The sequence below is a fragment of the Psychrobacter sp. T6-6 genome (assembly GCF_052258185.1).
Classification (GTDB): domain Bacteria; phylum Pseudomonadota; class Gammaproteobacteria; order Pseudomonadales; family Moraxellaceae; genus Psychrobacter.
Window position 1 is genome coordinate 26,034 of the sequence record NZ_JBQQEX010000016.1, and the last position, 20,059, is coordinate 46,092.

8 protein-coding genes and 1 CRISPR repeat array are annotated in these 20,059 nt (G+C 39.3%); of the genes, 7 read left to right on the forward strand and 1 reads right to left on the reverse strand.

Annotated features, from left to right (window positions below; translation table 11 throughout):
- Positions 1 to 234: 234 nt before the first annotated feature.
- The 4 genes from ACTXGL_RS13955 to ACTXGL_RS13970 all read left to right on the forward strand — a co-directional run bounded on the left by ACTXGL_RS13955 (position 235) and on the right by ACTXGL_RS13970 (position 13,530).
- Positions 235 to 819, forward strand: a complete 585-nt coding sequence (locus ACTXGL_RS13955) for a hypothetical protein (protein WP_443527291.1) — start codon at positions 235 to 237, stop codon at positions 817 to 819.
- Positions 800 to 6,871 (forward strand): calcium-binding protein, encoded by a 6,072-nt coding sequence (locus tag ACTXGL_RS13960; protein WP_443527292.1) that lies wholly within the window; start codon positions 800 to 802, stop codon positions 6,869 to 6,871. Before ACTXGL_RS13955 ends, ACTXGL_RS13960 begins: the two co-directional genes overlap by 20 nt.
- 816 nt (positions 6,872 to 7,687) lie before the next feature.
- Positions 7,688 to 10,135, forward strand: a complete 2,448-nt coding sequence (locus ACTXGL_RS13965; protein ID WP_443527293.1) for a site-specific integrase — start codon at positions 7,688 to 7,690, stop codon at positions 10,133 to 10,135.
- Positions 10,136 to 10,137: 2 nt separating this feature from the next.
- Positions 10,138 to 13,530 carry a tyrosine-type recombinase/integrase gene (locus tag ACTXGL_RS13970; protein ID WP_443527294.1) on the forward strand — a complete coding sequence of 1,131 codons (3,393 nt, stop codon included), beginning with the start codon at positions 10,138 to 10,140 and terminating at the stop codon, positions 13,528 to 13,530.
- A 136-nt stretch (positions 13,531 to 13,666) separates the two neighbouring features.
- On the opposite strand, the gene ACTXGL_RS13975 is transcribed toward ACTXGL_RS13970, so the two are convergent.
- Complete coding sequence (locus tag ACTXGL_RS13975) at positions 13,667 to 13,918, reverse strand: helix-turn-helix domain-containing protein (RefSeq protein ID WP_443527295.1); 252 nt, start codon at positions 13,916 to 13,918, stop codon at positions 13,667 to 13,669.
- Between the two features lie 159 nt (positions 13,919 to 14,077).
- Here ACTXGL_RS13975 and ACTXGL_RS13980 point away from each other — a divergent pair, with 159 nt between their 5' ends.
- The 3 genes from ACTXGL_RS13980 to ACTXGL_RS13990 all read left to right on the forward strand — a co-directional run bounded on the left by ACTXGL_RS13980 (position 14,078) and on the right by ACTXGL_RS13990 (position 16,200).
- The gene (locus tag ACTXGL_RS13980; RefSeq protein ID WP_443527296.1) at positions 14,078 to 14,704 is read left to right on the forward strand and encodes a hypothetical protein; all 627 of its coding nucleotides are present in this window, start codon (positions 14,078 to 14,080) and stop codon (positions 14,702 to 14,704) included.
- Between the two features lie 65 nt (positions 14,705 to 14,769).
- Complete coding sequence (locus ACTXGL_RS13985) at positions 14,770 to 15,438, forward strand: hypothetical protein (protein WP_443527297.1); 669 nt, start codon at positions 14,770 to 14,772, stop codon at positions 15,436 to 15,438.
- 75 nt (positions 15,439 to 15,513) lie between these two features.
- Complete coding sequence (locus tag ACTXGL_RS13990; RefSeq protein WP_443527298.1) at positions 15,514 to 16,200, forward strand: hypothetical protein; 687 nt, start codon at positions 15,514 to 15,516, stop codon at positions 16,198 to 16,200.
- A gap of 73 nt (positions 16,201 to 16,273) precedes the next feature.
- Positions 16,274 to 20,016: a CRISPR direct-repeat array (repeat unit 32 nt; unit sequence GTTTCAATCCACGCACCCGTGATAGGTGCGAA).
- Positions 20,017 to 20,059: the final 43 nt, after the last annotated feature.

Here is a 20,059-nt window from a genome sequence, read left to right on the forward strand (position 1 = left end):
TACAGGCCTAGATACTCTTTATATTTTTCAAGCTCTAGAGTAAATATAAGAATTTAAGATATTTATAGTTAACGCAATATGAGTCAGTTAATTTTAAAACTAGCGATATAAAGATTTTATATGCAGCTTCCATTTTGCAAAAATTCGTAAAGCTAATTATGCAGTATAAGAATAGGTTTTTTATCTAACGTAATTGTATTTACTATTATCATAGCGATTAAGGTAAGCATAAAAATGACAGAAGAGCATCACTATATTTCTCATAAAACTATGATTAATCTATTAAACGATCTATCCCCCTTTAAACATGCTTATATTTATGGATTTTTTGTAGTTTTCCTGACTCCTTTAGTTATAGGTTCTAAGTTCACCCACTATCAAGGTATCACTCCTTTCACTCAATCAATGGAGCTGGCTTCAGATAGAATAAAGGTGTTGAGTGATTCTGTTATGTTATATTTTGTATTGATCTTCTCTACAATCATTCTTACTTATCTTATGAAAGGGCTATCAAAAAAAGTTGTTAAGGAATTTAAATTAGCAGCAAAGAATCCAGATAGGCTAAATCATACAGTAGGAGAAAACCCAAAAAGAACTATATTTATAACTGCATTAATATTAATTCTTATAAATATAGGTTGGGTTTTATTTTTCGGTTTCACCTCAGCAGGAAATTCAAGAATTATGAGAAGCTTCCTAGATGGTTCTGAGTTTTTTATTATAATAAACATTTTTTTGGGTTTTTCATTAAATTTTTATTTACTAATTTATTCACTATTAATGATGGAAGGAAGAAAACATGTCGTGTTCTTACGCTAATCACAAACAAACAGCTACCGCTAATGCAGTAGATAGCCTTGGCGATTTTGCTGAAAAAGCAGAAAGAATTGCACCAAACGATGCAAAGTATTTTAAATTTGGTTCTGTATTTACGGTTGGAAATATTGCAGCTTCAGCTGCTCAAGGTGAATATTATGATTCTTTCCAAGGAACTGTATCTGGTGGTCTCGGGTACTTGGCTGGAGCGGCTACAACAATTGCAGTAGAAGCCGGAATAGCAACATTTGCTACTGGATTAGCAGCTACTGGATTAATGACAGTTGCAGCACCTATAGTGGCAGGAGTTGTAGTAGGCACTATAGTCTCAATGGCAATTGATAACTATATGGATTCATTTCAGGATTGTGAAGACCCAGACAATGATCCAAATAAAGATCCTCTAGACCCCTTTACGCCTGATCCCGACGCAAATGATGGTAAAAATTATCGTATTGAATACTATGATCCTATTGTGTTGGATCTCAACGGTAACGGAATTCAACTAGTAGAGGATGACGGTAATTTCGGTGCATTTTTTGATCACGATGGTGATGGCATCCGAACGGCAAGCGGCTGGGTAGACCCTGAAGATGGTCTGCTTGTACGTGATATAAATGGTGATGGAATAATAAACGATGGTACAGAACTATTTGGTGATAGTACCCTACTCAATGATGGTACATTAGCAAAATCTGGTATTCAGGCTTTAGCTGACCTTGATAGTAACGGTGATGGCATTGTCGATGTACAAGATGAAAACTTTAATGAGCTCAAGGTTTGGCAAGATAAAAATGGTGATGGTATTAGTACAGCAGATGAGCTTCTAACATTAACAGAAGTAGGTATCTCAAGTTTAAATGTTACAAACTCTGAAATGATAAATGAGGCTGTCACTGGCGGAGTTATTAAAGAACAGAATACTTTCACCAAAACGGACGGTTCAATAGGGACTATTGCAGATGTTAATTTAAGCAATGATAGTATGCATGCAAAATACTCAGAAAAATTAGAGTTAAGAGATGATATTGCTGACTTACCAAGTTTATATGGTTCTGGAAGGCTGCGTGACATACAACAAGCTGCCATGGTTTCTGATGAGTTAGCAAATATATTGAAACAGTACGCAAATACTGAGACCCGTGAAGGTCAAAAGGCATTACTAGATGACTTGATGTTTGCATGGGCAAAAACAGATACTCAGTATGCTGATACAAATATTAGTATTCTACGTCCAGAAAACATTCCTTGGACGCAATCAGATGACTCTCATAATGTTATTCGACTCCGCCCATATGAGTCCTTACCAGACTTCATATGGACGGAGCCATTACAACCAGAAATTGCCAATAACGAAATTGAAGCAATTGTTAAATTTATGGATGCTACTCTAGGTATAGCACCAACTAATACTTTATATGAGATTCGAAGCAGTCAAATTGCTGAATTTAGCAAAGCGTATAACGAGATCAAGGAAGATCTTTATCACAACCTACTAAACCAAACTATCTTAAAACCATATTTAGAATCAGTTGATGTATATACAGATGGCGAAAATATTTTAATGACGTTCGACAATCTATCTGTTTTACTAAACGAAAAGTATACTGTTAACCCCTTAGAAGCTTTAGAGGACTTAAAAGATCTACTATCTTTAAACGGTCATATACTAGAGGTTGGTGGTTGGGAAAAAGGTTTTGTTCTTTTAAAACAATGGCGAGATGAGTTGTCTGAAAACTCTTCTGAAGATCAAACCTTTATTGATGAAATGTTCAAAGATATTGATACTCAGTCGGCAGGTGGTGTTAAAGGTAAAGACTTTGTATTTTTAGATAATGAGACACAAGAGAAATATACTGCTCTGAGAGGTAATGACACTATTATTATCAACACCAGTAATGGTCAAACTGTCGAAGGGCAAAATGGTGATGACGTTATAGTCGCTGGTCAAGGTAATGATTATCTTGCAGGCGGTGCTGGACGAAACTCCTACATATTTTATAAAGGTATTGGCGAAGATTTTGTTAACTATGATAATACCTATAGTGGTAATGAGTATGAAAAGCTAGCATTTACTGACGTTAATTTAGATGAGGTTATATTTTATAAGCAGGATCAAAACCTGATAGTAAGCTTTGGATCTGATAAGGTAACTGTTCTTGGGGCGCTAGACACCACCTCAACAAAATCCTTAATATTTAAGTTCCAAGACCAAGTGTTATCTCTAAATAATATTACGGAACAGCCATTAGTCAACTTAACTACATCTGATACGCAAAAATATATCAACGGTTGGCGTGGCGAAGACATATTAAATGGTAACGATACTGATAATCAAATATATGCATACGCTGGTAATGACGAAATCGAAGGTGGCAAAGGTAATGACATATTGGTAGGTGGCGAGGGACAAGACACTTACCACTTTTCGTTAGGTGATGGTATAGATACGATTCAAGAAAGTAATTATGCTAGTGAGGCAAATTATATTAAGTTCACTGATATCAACGCATCAGATGTCCAATCAATAACTTTTGACGGCGATGATCTTGTTATTCAATACAGTGACATTGATAAACTCATATTAAAAAACTATATTGTTAATTCCCAAGACTCCATATTAAGTGTGCAATTTGCTGATGAAACGCAATGGCTAAATCAAGACTTGATGGCGCAAGTGACTTTTGAAGGTAGCGAAAATACTGATGTTATCACTGGCACACTGAACGATCGTACCAATATTATAAATGCTTATGACGGTGATGATCTCGTACATGGCAATCAAACTGCCCAAAATATCATTGACGGTGGCGCTGGTTGGGATGAGCTACATGGTGGTGACAATATCGACACCATTTTTGGTGGCACAGGTGAAGACTTTATTTATGGTAACGCAGGTGCGGATAGTATATATGGTGGGGACGGTCACGACACCTTATTTGGGGGTGCCGGTGATGATTATATTGAAGGTGGTGAAGGCAATGATTGGCTACAAGGCGATGGTGGAGCTGACATCTTAATTGGTGGATTAGGAGATGATACATACGATGTTGATGAGTTTGATACAGTCATCGAAAATTCGGACGAGGGTTATGATTCTATCTTTATTGCCAATGACTTTGACTTAGCGGGCACTAACCTTGAAGAAATCCGTTTAAAGGGTAATGGCCATTTTAAAGCTATCGGCGATGCAAATGATAATGGATTGTATGGCAATGATGGTAACAACTATTTAGATGGCAAAGCAGGAGCAGACATCATGAGCGGTGGTGTTGGTGATGACTACTATGTCGTTGATAAGTATGAAACCCTCGTTAAAAACCTTGATGGTACTCTTATATATCAACATGGAGACCAAGTTGTAGAAGGGACGCTCAGCCGTGGTAGTTTTGTACAAGGTGATTCAGGTGGTAATGATACCGTAGAGCAATGGGATGATCATCGATTTTATCGCCAAGATGATATGGGCAATTGGTCAGACACTGGTAGCTACCATCATCTGCAAAACAACATCGAAAATCTTATCCTAAAAGGTAACGCTAAAACAGCGTTCGGTAACGGTCTTGATAATGTCATCACGCTTAATGAGCAGAACAACTTCGTAAATGGTTTAGGCGGTAATGATACTATCATTTATCAAAAAGGTGGTGGTCAAGACACTATTAGTGTGACTGATAATGTAGAAGCAATTGATACTCTGGTCATTCAAGGTTACTCTCAACAGCAATCGTCGTTCACACGAGAGCAAGACAGCTTAATGATTCGCTTTGCCGGTAGTGATGAACATATTTGGATTGCAGATTACTTCAAAGAGGCTGTAGCTGATACCCAACTGAATCAGCCTGACGTTGACTTTTTACCCGTAAACGATGTTGATAGTGATTCTCTTGGTGGTGACACATTAGTATTGCTATCTGATTCTCCTAATGGAGAAGGTAACTTAGATAGTGAGATGCCATTAGGTGAACCATCATCAGAAGATCTATTTATCAATGATCAACCCATACCCATGATCGACAACAAAATCGACCGCATCATCTTCGACAATAACGGAGAACAAGTGGTTCTCACACAACAAGACATTGATAATGCCATTATTGATAGAGCAGACAATCATGCGCCGACTGTCAATAAACACGCACAGGCCATTACCATCAATGATGACGAAGCTTTAAGCGTTCAGTTTGATGCGGATACCATTGTTGATGCAGATGCTTGGGACTCAAGTCTTAGCTACCGCATCACTTTAGACACTCAAAATGCCGATGGCAGCTATCAAGATATTCCTGATTGGTTAAATTTCGATGCCGATACTCGGACACTTACAGGTAGCCCGACTGTCGATAGTATTGGCAGCTATTCATTCATACTATGGGCGGGTGACCTCTTTGGCACTAGTGCAGGTACTTATCTCACTCTTACCGTCAATTCAAGCCAACCCGTTGATGTGCCCGTAGAGACCAGCCCTGATAATGTCGTAGAAGGCACAGATAGCAGTGAACAGCTACTCGGTACGAACGGTAATGATCTTATCAATGGCTACTTAGGTGACGATCAGATTTTCGGTTTTTCTGGCAATGACACCTTAAACGGCGGCGTAGGTAATGACTACCTAGCAGGCGGTAATGGTTCAGGTACCAATTCAGGTAACGATATAATCAATGGCGGCGCTGGTGACGATACGTTATCTGGCGAAGACGGTAACGATACCTTATCTGGTGGCGCTGGTAACGACAGCTACATCTACAAAGCCAACCAAGGCATTGACATTATCAATAATAGTGGTGGTGGTAATGACGGCATCTTCTTCCAAGGTATAGATAAGAGTCAACTCAGCTACCATCAAGAAGGAGATGATCTCATTATCCTAGTCGATGGGGACTTGAATCAGCAAGTCAAAGTTGACGGACATTTTAGTAGTAATGATAAAGCCATCGATTATATTGTTCCAAGTAGCAATATGGTTATCTCTGCTCAGAGTATCGCTAGTCAATTGACAGCATTACCTGGATCTGGCAGTGGTGATACAGATAATGGTGGCAATGACGACACCACCACACCAACCGAGCCTGAAGTACCTACTGATAATACAGATCTATCGGGTGATAATACTATCGTAGACACGGCAGGTAACGACCAGTTGAAAGGTGGCAGAGGTAACGATACGTATATCTACACAGCTGGAATAGATACTATTATTGATACGCATGGTGTAGACGAAATTATCTTTAGTAACGGTATCACTTATAATCAGATTGGATCAGGGTTGATGAGTTCTGGTAATGATCTCATTTTACGAGTGAATGGCAATGCCAATAATCAAGTCACGATCAAAGACTACTTTAGTAATGGCGATAGCATCATTGAAACTATTAGCTTTGAGACTGGCGGTAGTATTTCACATGAGCAAATATTCGGGTTGTTTGGTAAAGCAATACCAGAAACCACATCTATTGACGATACAATACCAAGTACACCTGATAGCCTTGATGCAACTGCTGATATTGTGGGTACAGATGGTGATGACCAACTTCAAGGTACGGAAGTCGATAACAGACTTCAGGGACTACTAGGCGACGATCAGTTGGATGGTGGACTAGGTAATGACATCCTCATTGGTGGACTGGGTAATGATCTATTAAAAGGTAGTGAAGGCGATGACCTCTATTACTTCGAAGCAGGGTTTGGCCAAGATATTATATACAATACGGGCGGCGGCATTGACAACATCTATTTTGATGGTGTTGGTTTTAATGATATAGCCAGTGGACTTATGCGTAGCAATGACGATCTGATTCTCAAAGTTAGTGGCACTACTGATCAGTTAACGATTGCTGACTTTTTTGAAGGAGGAGAGTCGGCGGTAGGGAATATCAGCTTCGCATCAGGTGGTAATATCAGTGCTGATCAGATATTTGGTGCTTATGGCATTAGTAATCCAAATCCTACTAACGTATCTAGCTCCCAGCATCAAAGCACACTGGGCTCTATGTTAGATGTGATGCAGCAGTTCGATGAGAATAGTATGAATAATGGATATGGAGACGTTATCTAAGTCGATTGATTTACCTTTTTACTCTTTATTCTAAAATAATTTAGAACCTTACAAAAAGCCAGATACTGCAAGTATCTGGCTTTTTGTTTTTTTATAAAAAGTTAAGAATTTTTATAAAAGATGTTAGTTAGTGTTGTAAGCAGAACTCTATTTTCTTAATAGGAAAATTAAACATAGGAATAAGTAGGAGTATTTGCTTATTTTCCTGAAATTAGATAAAAAAAACTTAAAAATAATGTAGCGTATTTTTTTTGATCAAAATATAGTCTATAGGAGTTGAATGTTTATAACCACTATCAGGTACGACAATATGCAGATCAGCACGATAGGAAAAATACAGAAGCGAACGTTAGCACTATACCCGCAGGCTGTGCCCCTCTACAAGATTTATAACAAATTAATCTATTCTCATCTCAATAAGTATCAACTGAAATTTGAAGAAAGAAGCGCACTATCTAGACCGTTAGTATGTGTTAAAGATGGTAATACCTTATTCTTGGTGAACAATTTCTCTCTTTTCAATATTTTAAAAAGCGTTAACAAAGTTAATGAGCCATTAGACCAAGAAGTATTACTTGTAGAAATTAATGCTGATTTATTCAGATTCGATTTAGTATTTTATGAGCTGATAAGCATAGTTTCTAGATATCACAATATAATAGAGTTAGAGAGAATATATCTAGCACTTAGTGAGTTGTTAGATACTAAGATCAGTCAAAGGATCTTCGTTAAAAATAAATTCTCCATAGTTTTATTCTGCAATCTAATAAATTTACCTGTAAGAACTTATCATAACCGAACTAAGGTGCAATAGTTATGATTTCTAAATATATGATATCTGAAAAAAAGCGTCCATCACATCTCTCAGTGCAAGATCTAAGCAATATGGTTTACAAAATGAGCTCCGACCATAGTTTTGTTGCTCAGCCATCTATCGTTAGTGCAATCACCGATATCGTAATGATCATCCACAATAATTACGACGAATATGGTGAAGAGGGGGCAGATGCCATAGGACAGATACTACAGACTATAAAAAGCAACCCAGTATCTCTTTGTGATATGGATACCTCCAAGTCAGGACTAGTTGGGAAACCTCTCATCGTTCAGCTTCTTATACTTATGCAAAATATGTGTAAACATGGCGGTGAGCATGTAAATAAACGGGTTTTATGGTTGGCGATAGCGATACATACAGGCGTTGTGCTTTATTACTACGATAAGACCACGCAGGCTAATCAGATGCTAATGCAGTTTAAGTTAGCAATATTTTTTACTACAAAAAAAAGGCGTTGGATATGGAGGGAGTTACCCGACTATAGTTACAGGCCTAACTCTAACAATAGATTAAATGTCGAAAAGATACTATCGGTACTCGTTGATATTATAGAGCGGACCGAAAAAACGCTTAATACAGTTGCCAATTATTCTGCGTTCGATTCGATCGAAAAAGATGTAGATCAATATTTACCAGAGAAACAAAGTCAAATAAGTAAAATATTAACTGCTTATGTATGTGCGCATTATCCGAATGCTAAAAAGAAGATAAAATCTAGGAAAGATGAAGAAGATAAGGTAAAAGAATTTTCTGACAAACCTCTTAATTTATCAGACGACTTATCAAACCTTGGTCCTACTAATGAATTAAGACCTTATTATTGGGACACACCAAAAGAAGATATAGAGCAATACAGCGCTAACTATAATGTTGATTATTTAGAGGCTGAAACCGAAATATGTGATGGTTTTACACCTAGTTTCGAAGAAGTATTAGATTCTTATGATTCACCATATATTAACTATGAACAACTTCCTAATACATTTGTTAGATATTCAGTACCGCTACAGACTATCGATCTCTCACTACAGCAAAACTATATCTCTCAACGTGAGTTAGCGCTCAACTCTAATACTCGTTTGTTATCATTTCCTGGCTACCAAATATTATTTGCAACTTTAGTCCATGATGCCCAGAAATATCCGATAAAGTTTGATAAAGAGGCCGTACCAGCTTGTATTCTACTTTTATCTATGCTGACAGCTCTACCAGTAGAGTCACTAATAACCAAGAATTATATAAAACACTCAAGAGCTTTTCGTATTGGAGACAGTAGAGCTTATATTTATCATCATTTAGGAATAACTAAAAGGTTAGATGTTTTTGATGATAAAAAGTACGAGAATAAACTAGATGTGATAAAAATTCCTGTTCCGGTTTGGCTGATTCAAAAACTAATAGGTAACGACCTTCCTTCAAAAGATGATATTACGATTTATCTGAAATCACTACGTAAAAACCGCGCTTTTCCTTATTTGTCGATTGCTAGAATTGAATCAGCCCTTCACGTTGTTTTATCACGCTATACGCCACATAGTCACTCACATATAGCCAATATTATTTGTCGCATACCAGCACCTCAGGCACCAGCAATGTACTACAGTAGTCACAGTAGTGAAGAACTGATATCTCATTACAATACCGCGCTGTCTGTATTAAATGCTGAGGGCAAATATGACTTATCTTATGTCACGCCTTGGCATAAATATACAACTGGCTCAGGGTTTGCTCTAAAGATTGAATACGTACATGATTTTATGGAGACTTTAATCCAGTGGGTTAGAGCTAGCTCAAGTGAAGAGGTGCACTTCGATAGAGTCAGTATTTATACATGGTTTGTCTTTTGTTTACTGACAGGCGTTAGACCAAATAATGGTATAGGAAGAAACAGCGATATAGATTTAAATATGGGTTGGTTATTAATTGATGACAAACCTAGTAAGAGTGTTAGAAATCATAGACTTATACCACTGTGTTTCACACTTACAAATTATCTCAAAAAATATCAGCGCTATTTAATAGATTATCAATTGGAGCATCCATTAAGTCTTGATATTAATGAAACTGTTGATCAAATTATTTCTGGGGATGAAGTCTCGCTCCTAAGGCTTTTGTCCAAGAAGCACGATAAGCTGATTCCTATAAAACGCGGTGCAGTATATGATATGACAAAAGAGATGATAGATATAAGTCCGTACTGGACACGTCATTTCGTCAGAACGCAGCTAGAAAGACAAGGAGTAGATATTGCGTTAATAAATGGTGTCATTGGGCATGAAAAAAACCGCCAAGAAGCATTAGGTAAATTCTCATCTTTAAGTAAAGATCAAATTAAATCAGTGGGTAAGTCATTCGAAAAAATTGCTAGGCAATTAGGTTTAAGTGATGAGATTGAGTTACCTAATTGGTCAGCTCAAGGATTTTAATTATGATAAATGAGGTTCTTAACCCGGTAAACCTACCTAAGATAGTAAATCAATTTGCTAAATACGATGGCAGGCGTAAAAAATACGTTTTACTGAGTATACCTAGTGAGTCAACCAGTGCACTAACTGAAAATCAAGCATTAGAAATTAGTAGGTATCAGCTCCTTGCAGATCTACAAACGAAGTGGAAGCACTTACAGCATCAAATGCCAGGTAATATGAAATGGCTACAATCTACTACTAAATATTACCGCAAAGCTCTTAATTTGCATAATAGGCAGTTTACTTTCAGAAGTATACCAGTCAATTATCTTGGTTCTCATTACAACTATTGGGGCTGCGGTCTTGATAAGTTCCGACAACAGCTTAAATTAAGTATACAACCTATCTCTCAAAAAGGCTTTGAGAAATTTAGGACTTTTGCAATTGAATTGGTACGAAAACAATGCAAAACAGAGAAAGAAGTTAAGCGAGCTTGGACGACGATAGCGGAGTTTATCAATTATCAAAATAAGCACTACATGTTAGCTAAGTATTATTATTCTGCGTTGACACCACCAAAAAAAGCAAAGCTAAATCCTTTAGTTATTAGTACAAACTGGGTTACGGAAGGAAAAAAATTAACTAAAATCATTAATGCGGTAAACGTGCATTGGGAAAATACCGCCAAGTATAGCCATGATGAGGTTTTAGGATGGTTATTATATTCAGGTATCATATATGGAGGTATAAATGATGCTGATTTGCTAGGTGGTTGGTTGAAAGCACTTATAGACGGCCAAGCTCGTCCATTCATAAATGAGAGAGTTTATTTGTCTATTCGATACAAGTCAGGGAATTACGGTAATGAACGTATGGAGTGCTGTAGTGATATTTACAATACCAAACAAATCATTGTTGATTTGGTTAGCCAATGTTGGCTAATACGATATAACGCTCAAAGTAGTACTAAAAATATTCAAAGTTCCTTAAGGCCATACTCTCAAAAGCAAATCAAAAACTATATTTTCAAAGCGTTATTGCCCATATTAAACCCGCTATCTATAGAGCTAACGACACTTAGCAAGTTACTAGTGAATGCAAGCTACTATTGGGAGATGTTAGACAAAGTAGCTATAGATCAAGCTTCAGCATCTATCATACGAGGCAAATACAACCATACTGGATTGAGTACTACAGATTTTGAAGGATATTTGAGTAGACAGTATAAGAATAGTAGTACGCCCGCTCAGTATGATCTAAGCGGGATATTAAAACTTAAAATCAAGTCTACAAACGCCATTATTAATACTCAAGAAAAATATAGTACCTCTAAAACACCTGTTCGTAAGTCAGATCTAATACAAACCTTGGCTAAAGACTTTAAGGTACATGAAAAGAATAAGAATAAGAATAAGAATAAGAATAAGAATAAGAATAAGAATAAGAAGCTTGCTTATACTCCTCCAACATTGATTCAAAGAGTAAGAAAAAGATATAAGCAGTACAATGCTATGAATGAAAAAATTGTCATTCAATGGGTGCTGAGTCTATTGAGCCAAAAAAGACCACTCAGTGATACTTCTATTATACATTATGTCAAAAATATAGGTTATGAGTGGCTCTATTTTACAGAAGGCCAGGTATTAAAAAATTGGACATCAGAAGATTTTGAAGAGATGTATGATGATATCTTTGAATATAAAGAGTTCGAACGAAAAGTAACAGATCTTAGCTATCCGGCTAGATTATTTCAAAAAATGCATAACCTCGCAGTCAAGGAGTTTAATTTAGCTCCAGTGATTATCGAACAGGCGAAAAATAAACGTCGTGTCCGCTCCGAGCTTATTCCACCACAAGCGTACCATGCCATTATCAGACAAATACTCAACTCCGTCGATGTTTTGGAAAGGGAGATGTTCACGTTACTGTTCATATTGGTGTATCGAACTGGTATGCGTAAGAAAGAGTTGTTAGGTCTACGTTATATAGATATAGAAGGACTATCTCATGGTCAGCCCTCTATCATTGTGCGTCCTAATAAATATCGACCTACCAAGACTCAGGGGAGTATCAGAAGGATAGCTATATTTGCACTACTAAAGCCACAAGAACTCGAATTTTTCATTAATTTTGTAGAAAGCAATATAGGCAGTAACTCTAATAAATTTATCTTTACGCTATCAAGTGCTCATCAGCCGATTGACGATCATGTCCCACTACAATTACTTAAAAAAGTATTGGCAGACATATCCGTATCAGACGAATTATGCAATTTTACTTTTCACGCATTCAGACATACGGCTGTCAGTAATTTATCTTTAGTATTGAATGGCAGGCAGGATCTAATACAGGCACTAACAGACTATAATGAAGATGATGTATTACATATTAAGAATGGTTTGTTAGGTATACAGACTGAAGGTTCTGATCGTTGGTATGCTCTGTCTGGGGTAATGGGTCACCTATCACCAAAACGTAGTTTTGAATATTACAATCATATTGCAACTCTAATGGCGACTTATGAGCTGAGCTTTGCAAAGATATGTCTATCACTAAAGATGGTAAACAATATTACAAGCATAACTAATAAGAAGCTTGCAGAAAACGCAGCTTTAATTGAGGGTAATCAATTAGTGTTAACCAGTATCCGTAAATTACTTTTTAAAAACACTATAAAAAAGATAAGAAAGTCACCGAATTTTACTATTCAAAATTCTGAAGAGCAACCATTGGATTATCAGCTATCCAATAAAAAAACTGATCTATTTATGCGTTATGGTATTAATAAGCTTGAGCTTTTCTTAAACGGATCTGATAAATTATCATCGCTGAAAGAAGCAGCACACTTGGCTCAAATAAGTGAAGATGATGCCGAGATTTTGATAAAGAGAGCATATCAGGTTAGTACATTAATGACTAAACACAGTCGACCAAGATTTGTAAAAGTAAGAGAAACGGATAAGATATTTTTTAGTCCACTGAGTTTGCAGCATCAAAGCGATTTTAGAATGTTATCAATTTTGCAATATAGCGCTCGCAAACTACGTGACCATAATTCAAATGATTGGCAGTGGTTTACCAATATCTGTAGTCAAAGCTTAACCACTACTAATTCCCTAGTATCATTTACAAGAAGAAAAAGTAATGAACTGCTACGTTTTATAACTATAGCGACACAGTTACTGCCAGCAAAAAATTGGCTTATTACTAGCAATAGATGTCTACTTGCTGAATGTCTCAATGAGGAAGCTGAAGGTATAAAAATCCACTATAAAGAAAGTATGACCACGGTTCAGATTGGGATCGTAAGCCCTGATGTCAGGGACAACCAAGGCAGATGGAAGTACTCGCCGTTATTACGATTTTTTATACATATAATGATGATCAGTGATGAAAAGTTAAAAATTAAATAGCGTTCCATAATTTGGAAAATTCCAAGTAGCGTCTCATACTAGCTCAAATACTTGAATGTTAAAATTAAATAAAACTTCGTACAACAATCTAAGTAATAAGTGGTTAGTCGAGGTAAGTAGTGTTTACATAACCATCCTACCGCCACTCAAGTATCTGAGCCGCCAACGCATCATCAGCAAAAAAATACGCAGGCGGTACCTTTAGCGTCTTGGCTATTAATGTCAGTATTTGAAAGTCTGGCTGATGAATGCCGCGCTCATAACGATTGATACGCGTACTGGCCACAAACTCATCTAATCCAATAGCAAGACCTAATTGCTCTTGCGTAAGCCCTTTCGCTTTTCTAGCCTCTTTAAACCTTTTAGTAAATACAGTCTGTAAATTCATAGGTCATCTCAAAATAAATAAACTACGAATTTCGTCTATTTCTTCTTGATTTTTACTACGAATAACGTAGTATTGCTATTTATCTATGCAGGCCGGATTTTTGTCGTGTAGATGATATAAGGAATAAATTGACTTTTAATTGATTAGAGAATGATAAGTATGACTATCCAAACTGTATTTGCTCCTGACAACAGTGCGCCTAAATTTAATTTGGGCAAGCCCGGCTGGTCGACACAGCTTCTTACCAATAAGAAATTTTGGATAGTGGTGGCCGGCTTATCAGTGCTCTTTTTAATTATGGGTGTGCCTTTTGATACCGTATTCCTCATATACCTTGTCGTTGCCATACTTGGCTTTATAGCCTCAATGATAGGTTCGCAATTTAAGGCTTTTGCTAGACTCATCAGGAACGACAAGGTTCCCGCTTATTTCCAGCAGAATCATGATTACTTTAAGCAGCACCTCGTACAAAATCATAACTTTCAGGTGGATTATGAATCGGTGGGGATTTTGGTTGATGCACAAGCCGGACGCATTGCTTTTACGCTTGATCCTAAAGTCAGACCTCAGGTAATTGTCTGTGACTTTGTGGATGTGCAGCGTTGGCAGGCGTATTCGCAAGGAGTAGAAGCGCAAAATCAGTATGGCGCCACGCGAAGCTTAATTAGTAAGCACTATGTGAGTGTATACATTAGAAACCCTGAGCAGCCGAGATATGATTTTTTTGCAGCCGATAGTGTTGACGCTGATCAATGGGTGGCCAGATTAAACGCCCTGTTAAATTAATACTGCACAAACCATAAAAGTAAACTAAAATCGATTATATGTTAACTTATAAAAGGACATGTACCATGAATAAACAATCTCTTTGCCTGAGCCTTATACTTGGCTTAACGTTGAGTACCACCGCCATGGCAGCTGACTACAATAGCTTTTTATCACCCAGCTCTTTAGGCAAAGACGTCAAGACAGTCAACAGTCAGTATAAGCTTGGGCTTAAAAAGCAGGAAGGTGGTAGTTATAGTAATAGCGACGCATACGATTGTAGTGTTAACGTTGAAGCAAACAACCGGAACCTCATAACCCGCATTCAAGTCTCACCCAATACTGAGAAGTGTAATTATCAAGCAACGTCGAGCGGAGCAAGTTTCAATGCTAAAAGTACTAAAACAGTAGACATTCTTAATCAAGTAAAACTTGAGGACATTAAGTTCATACCAGGCTGTTTTAATTGTCCTTCGCGTATTGAGTTACCTGATAGCTTAGTAGTTAATAGATATCAGGACAAATACTATACCGAGTTTGATATAGCAGGTTATAACAGCGATTATCTTAACTTTATGGCGAAAAAGCTGTTTGGTAGTTTTAGCCAAGATGACTACTATCTAATGATGGATAAATTAGAAGAAAAATTGAGTAATAGCCCTAGTAGTTATGACCGTAAAGATTTCAAACTCAAAGCCATTCAGACCTATGATCTTCAGCAGCAACCATGGAGTTATGCGATTGGTCTCAAGTAGCTCATCGAAATGAATGGGCTTAGCGATGGTAATGTTTTAGTGGAATAAATAATAAAAAGACTGATAGGAATGAATATGAGAACTATTTTAAAGGCACCTATGCGGTCAGTAACACTGGCAGTAGTATTGACCGCGGGAGCTGCTTTGGCGGGCTGTAGTGAGATGAATGGCGTTATGAATGACTTACAAACCATGACTACCTCAAATCTACCCAAACAAGGCATTGCGCAACCAACCAATAAAGCCGCTGCCTTATCTCAGACAGTTGCTTCATCAAAGACAGATTTGGTTGGATTGGTCGGCTGGTTTGAGAGCAGTTGTGGTTTTGATCCAGTCTCTTATACTGAGGGAACTAAAGAAAATCAAGTTCAGAAAAGATTTGACACTTTTCAAGAGTCTTTTATGGCAAAGCAGTATAAAGCTGATGGCAGTTACACCGCTTATGTCAAACCTGATTATCGATCGAAACTTCCGGCTAACTATAGAGAAGCTGTTAAAAGTATCTCTGTGGTAGAAGACAGCAAAGGTGTGCATTATTATGTGGACTTTAACAATGCCACCTACCGTGGGTATGACTTATCGCGCTTGGAGCTGTTTTATCAGCCAGAAAGTGATTATGTATACGATACGCTGTATTTTAAAAATGCAAACTTTGTAGATCTGAAACCAGTTTTTAAGACGACAAGGGATGATTTGGATGAGCTTCGAGGTGGTGAGTTTGATGCTAAGAGTCGTTCAGTGATGTGTTATTTGGGGTTATAAATTAGAGCTATAAAGTTAGAGTTTTATAAATATTTGAGCACAAAGAGCTGATACTCTTTGTGCTTTTTTTCTGGTTTCAATCCACGCACCCGTGATAGGTGCGAACATCAGATAAGGCTTGAGACGCTTTTGAAAGTTTCGTTTCAATCCACGCACCCGTGATAGGTGCGAAGCTGGAGCAAAAACCATGACAATCAAAATACTCTTAGTTTCAATCCACGCACCCGTGATAGGTGCGAATAGTACAAAGATTAATAGTGACTCTCGCATACGTGTTTCAATCCACGCACCCGTGATAGGTGCGAATGGCAGTAGTGCCCCAATCTTCGTTATCTGTAGAGTTTCAATCCACGCACCCGTGATAGGTGCGAACTACTTTTTCCCAGTACAGTCTCTCGCATATTGCGTTTCAATCCACGCACCCGTGATAGGTGCGAATAATACGGTTTATTGGGGTGGCAAAACGAGTAGGGTTTCAATCCACGCACCCGTGATAGGTGCGAACCATATCGCCCCTATTGCCTGTTTTCGATGGGCTGTTTCAATCCACGCACCCGTGATAGGTGCGAACTACTTTTTCCCAGTACAGTCTCTCGCATATTGCGTTTCAATCCACGCACCCGTGATAGGTGCGAATACTGCAGTAAACGAGATAATAGCCGTGATTGGTTTCAATCCACGCACCCGTGATAGGTGCGAAGGAATACATTGAAGGCTTCCCTGATCTTAGTAATGTTTCAATCCACGCACCCGTGATAGGTGCGAAACTTTAATAACCGCCAAGCGGCCAACTTTGCTGTTTCAATCCACGCACCCGTGATAGGTGCGAAGCAAGCTGAAGCAGACGCCAAGGCAGACGATGAAGTTTCAATCCACGCACCCGTGATAGGTGCGAATTTTCGCGCTGATGTGTACAGACATTTGCCATGTTTCAATCCACGCACCCGTGATAGGTGCGAACTCTGCTCTTAATCGAGGTACTTTTTCTAAATGGTTTCAATCCACGCACCCGTGATAGGTGCGAACTAGTATCAACGGACTAACAGCTTCATGGACAATGTTTCAATCCACGCACCCGTGATAGGTGCGAACATCGACTAACGGTAACAGCCAACTCGCTGACGTTTCAATCCACGCACCCGTGATAGGTGCGAAAGTAACACTGATCCTAATGAACACTATTTACTAGTTTCAATCCACGCACCCGTGATAGGTGCGAACGCAACATTGAACGCACCAATCAGCAGCTGGCAGTTTCAATCCACGCACCCGTGATAGGTGCGAAAAGAGAAGCGCAAGGAGGTATGTTAAGCCGTCCTGTTTCAATCCACGCACCCGTGATAGGTGCGAAGGTACTGACCAAACCAAGACCAGCACCAGTAAGTTTCAATCCACGCACCCGTGATAGGTGCGAAACTTTAGGAGTAAGGACGATGATTAGTCATAAAGTTTCAATCCACGCACCCGTGATAGGTGCGAAGACTGTGGACTTGCCAAAACTGTTCAGCAAGATTGTTTCAATCCACGCACCCGTGATAGGTGCGAAACTGAGACTATCTACCAGTCTGCAAAGCCAGTTGTTTCAATCCACGCACCCGTGATAGGTGCGAACTTTGAAGCGCCTGAGTTTAAGTGGGTGGCTAAGTTTCAATCCACGCACCCGTGATAGGTGCGAATATGACCTCAAGCATCTTTTTAATCGGATCAGCGTTTCAATCCACGCACCCGTGATAGGTGCGAACATCATTAGCGATTGTCGTGCCATGCTCATTTGTTTCAATCCACGCACCCGTGATAGGTGCGAATACGTTACGCTTTACTGACTGCGCGTATTGTGTGTTTCAATCCACGCACCCGTGATAGGTGCGAACTTTTAGTCGATTGGTCTCCATCACCTCTTGCGCCGTTTCAACCCACGCACCCGTGATAGGTGCGAATAATCGCGGTTATCGGCAATAAGCCGGTAAGTGTTTCAATCCACGCACCCGTGATAGGTGCGAAGAAGCCGAAGTCTTTATTGCCATCACCACAGCAGTTTCAATCCACGCACCCGTGATAGGTGCGAAGCGAGCGCACACGTCCACTGGCACTGATACAAAAAGTTTCAATCCACGCACCCGTGATAGGTGCGAATTTGATGTTGCCACCAATAAAAGTTATGCCAATGTTTCAATCCACGCACCCGTGATAGGTGCGAAGGTAGCAAATTGGGTAAAAAGAGGTGTATCAAAAGTTTCAATCCACGCACCCGTGATAGGTGCGAAAAAAGCATTAGCTGAAGCATGGGTAAAAAAGCGTGTTTCAATCCACGCACCCGTGATAGGTGCGAAGAGAGAGTTGTGAAAGTCCACAGTTTTTATATTGTTTCAATCCACGCACCCGTGATAGGTGCGAAACTGAGCGTTGCTGTGCTGGTGATAGGTTTTTGTTTCAATCCACGCACCCGTGATAGGTGCGAAAACTGAGCATCTACTACCTTTTCATACTGTGGGTTTCAATCCACGCACCCGTGATAGGTGCGAAGCAATAGGCGTTATATCTGCTATTGCTGTGACTGTTTCAATCCACGCACCCGTGATAGGTGCGAATTTGGAGATTTAAGCATGAGCAACTTAGAAAACGTTTCAATCCACGCACCCGTGATAGGTGCGAATAGCTGCAAACGTCATCAGACAGACAAGCACAACGTTTCAATCCACGCACCCGTGATAGGTGCGAAGCGTTGAGGTGCTGAATATTCATATCAAAGAGGTTTCAATCCACGCACCCGTGATAGGTGCGAAGGTCACTGCTGGGAGCCAAGAGGGCGAGGTACAAGTTTCAATCCACGCACCCGTGATAGGTGCGAAATGAAATACTTATCAACCAAATAAAAGGGTTTGTTTCAATCCACGCACCCGTGATAGGTGCGAACCGCTTAGATAAACACTGCGGTCAAAATCCGTGTTTCAATCCACGCACCCGTGATAGGTGCGAATCATGGCAAAAGCATTATCCAGAGGTCTGCAAAGTTTCAATCCACGCACCCGTGATAGGTGCGAATGCCAGTGTTGCCAATCATACCTTCAACAGCTCGTTTCAATCCACGCACCCGTGATAGGTGCGAAGTTCTGATTAGCAATTGCTGGCACTGGCATCAAGTTTCAATCCACGCACCCGTGATAGGTGCGAATTCTTGCTGTGAGTGTGGAGTTAGTCATGAGTGTTTCAATCCACGCACCCGTGATAGGTGCGAACCTTGCCAATTAGCAGCAGCAGCAATGAATTGGTTTCAATCCACGCACCCGTGATAGGTGCGAACTGCATAACCCTGCGTGATGCCTACACTTAGCGTTTCAATCCACGCACCCGTGATAGGTGCGAATGTTTATCGGTCCATTGCTCACTTGTCGCTACTGTTTCAATCCACGCACCCGTGATAGGTGCGAAAACTACGCCCTGCTCATCGCTTGCGCCCGATCTGTTTCAATCCACGCACCCGTGATAGGTGCGAACTGGGTGTGGCATAGCTTCTAGTCTGGTTACTGTTTCAATCCACGCACCCGTGATAGGTGCGAAAATGGGACATTGACAAGGGGTGCAAAATGTTAAAGTTTCAATCCACGCACCCGTGATAGGTGCGAATGTTTTTTACAAGTATTCTCATATAATGAGATGTTTCAATCCACGCACCCGTGATAGGTGCGAACAATTATTAATTGTGGTTTCTGTCACATCAAAGTTTCAATCCACGCACCCGTGATAGGTGCGAACGGTGTGGCTATTGAACGTAAGCAGGTATTGAGTTTCAATCCACGCACCCGTGATAGGTGCGAACGGTTGGAAGTTGCAAAAACCGTCCATTACGGAGTTTCAATCC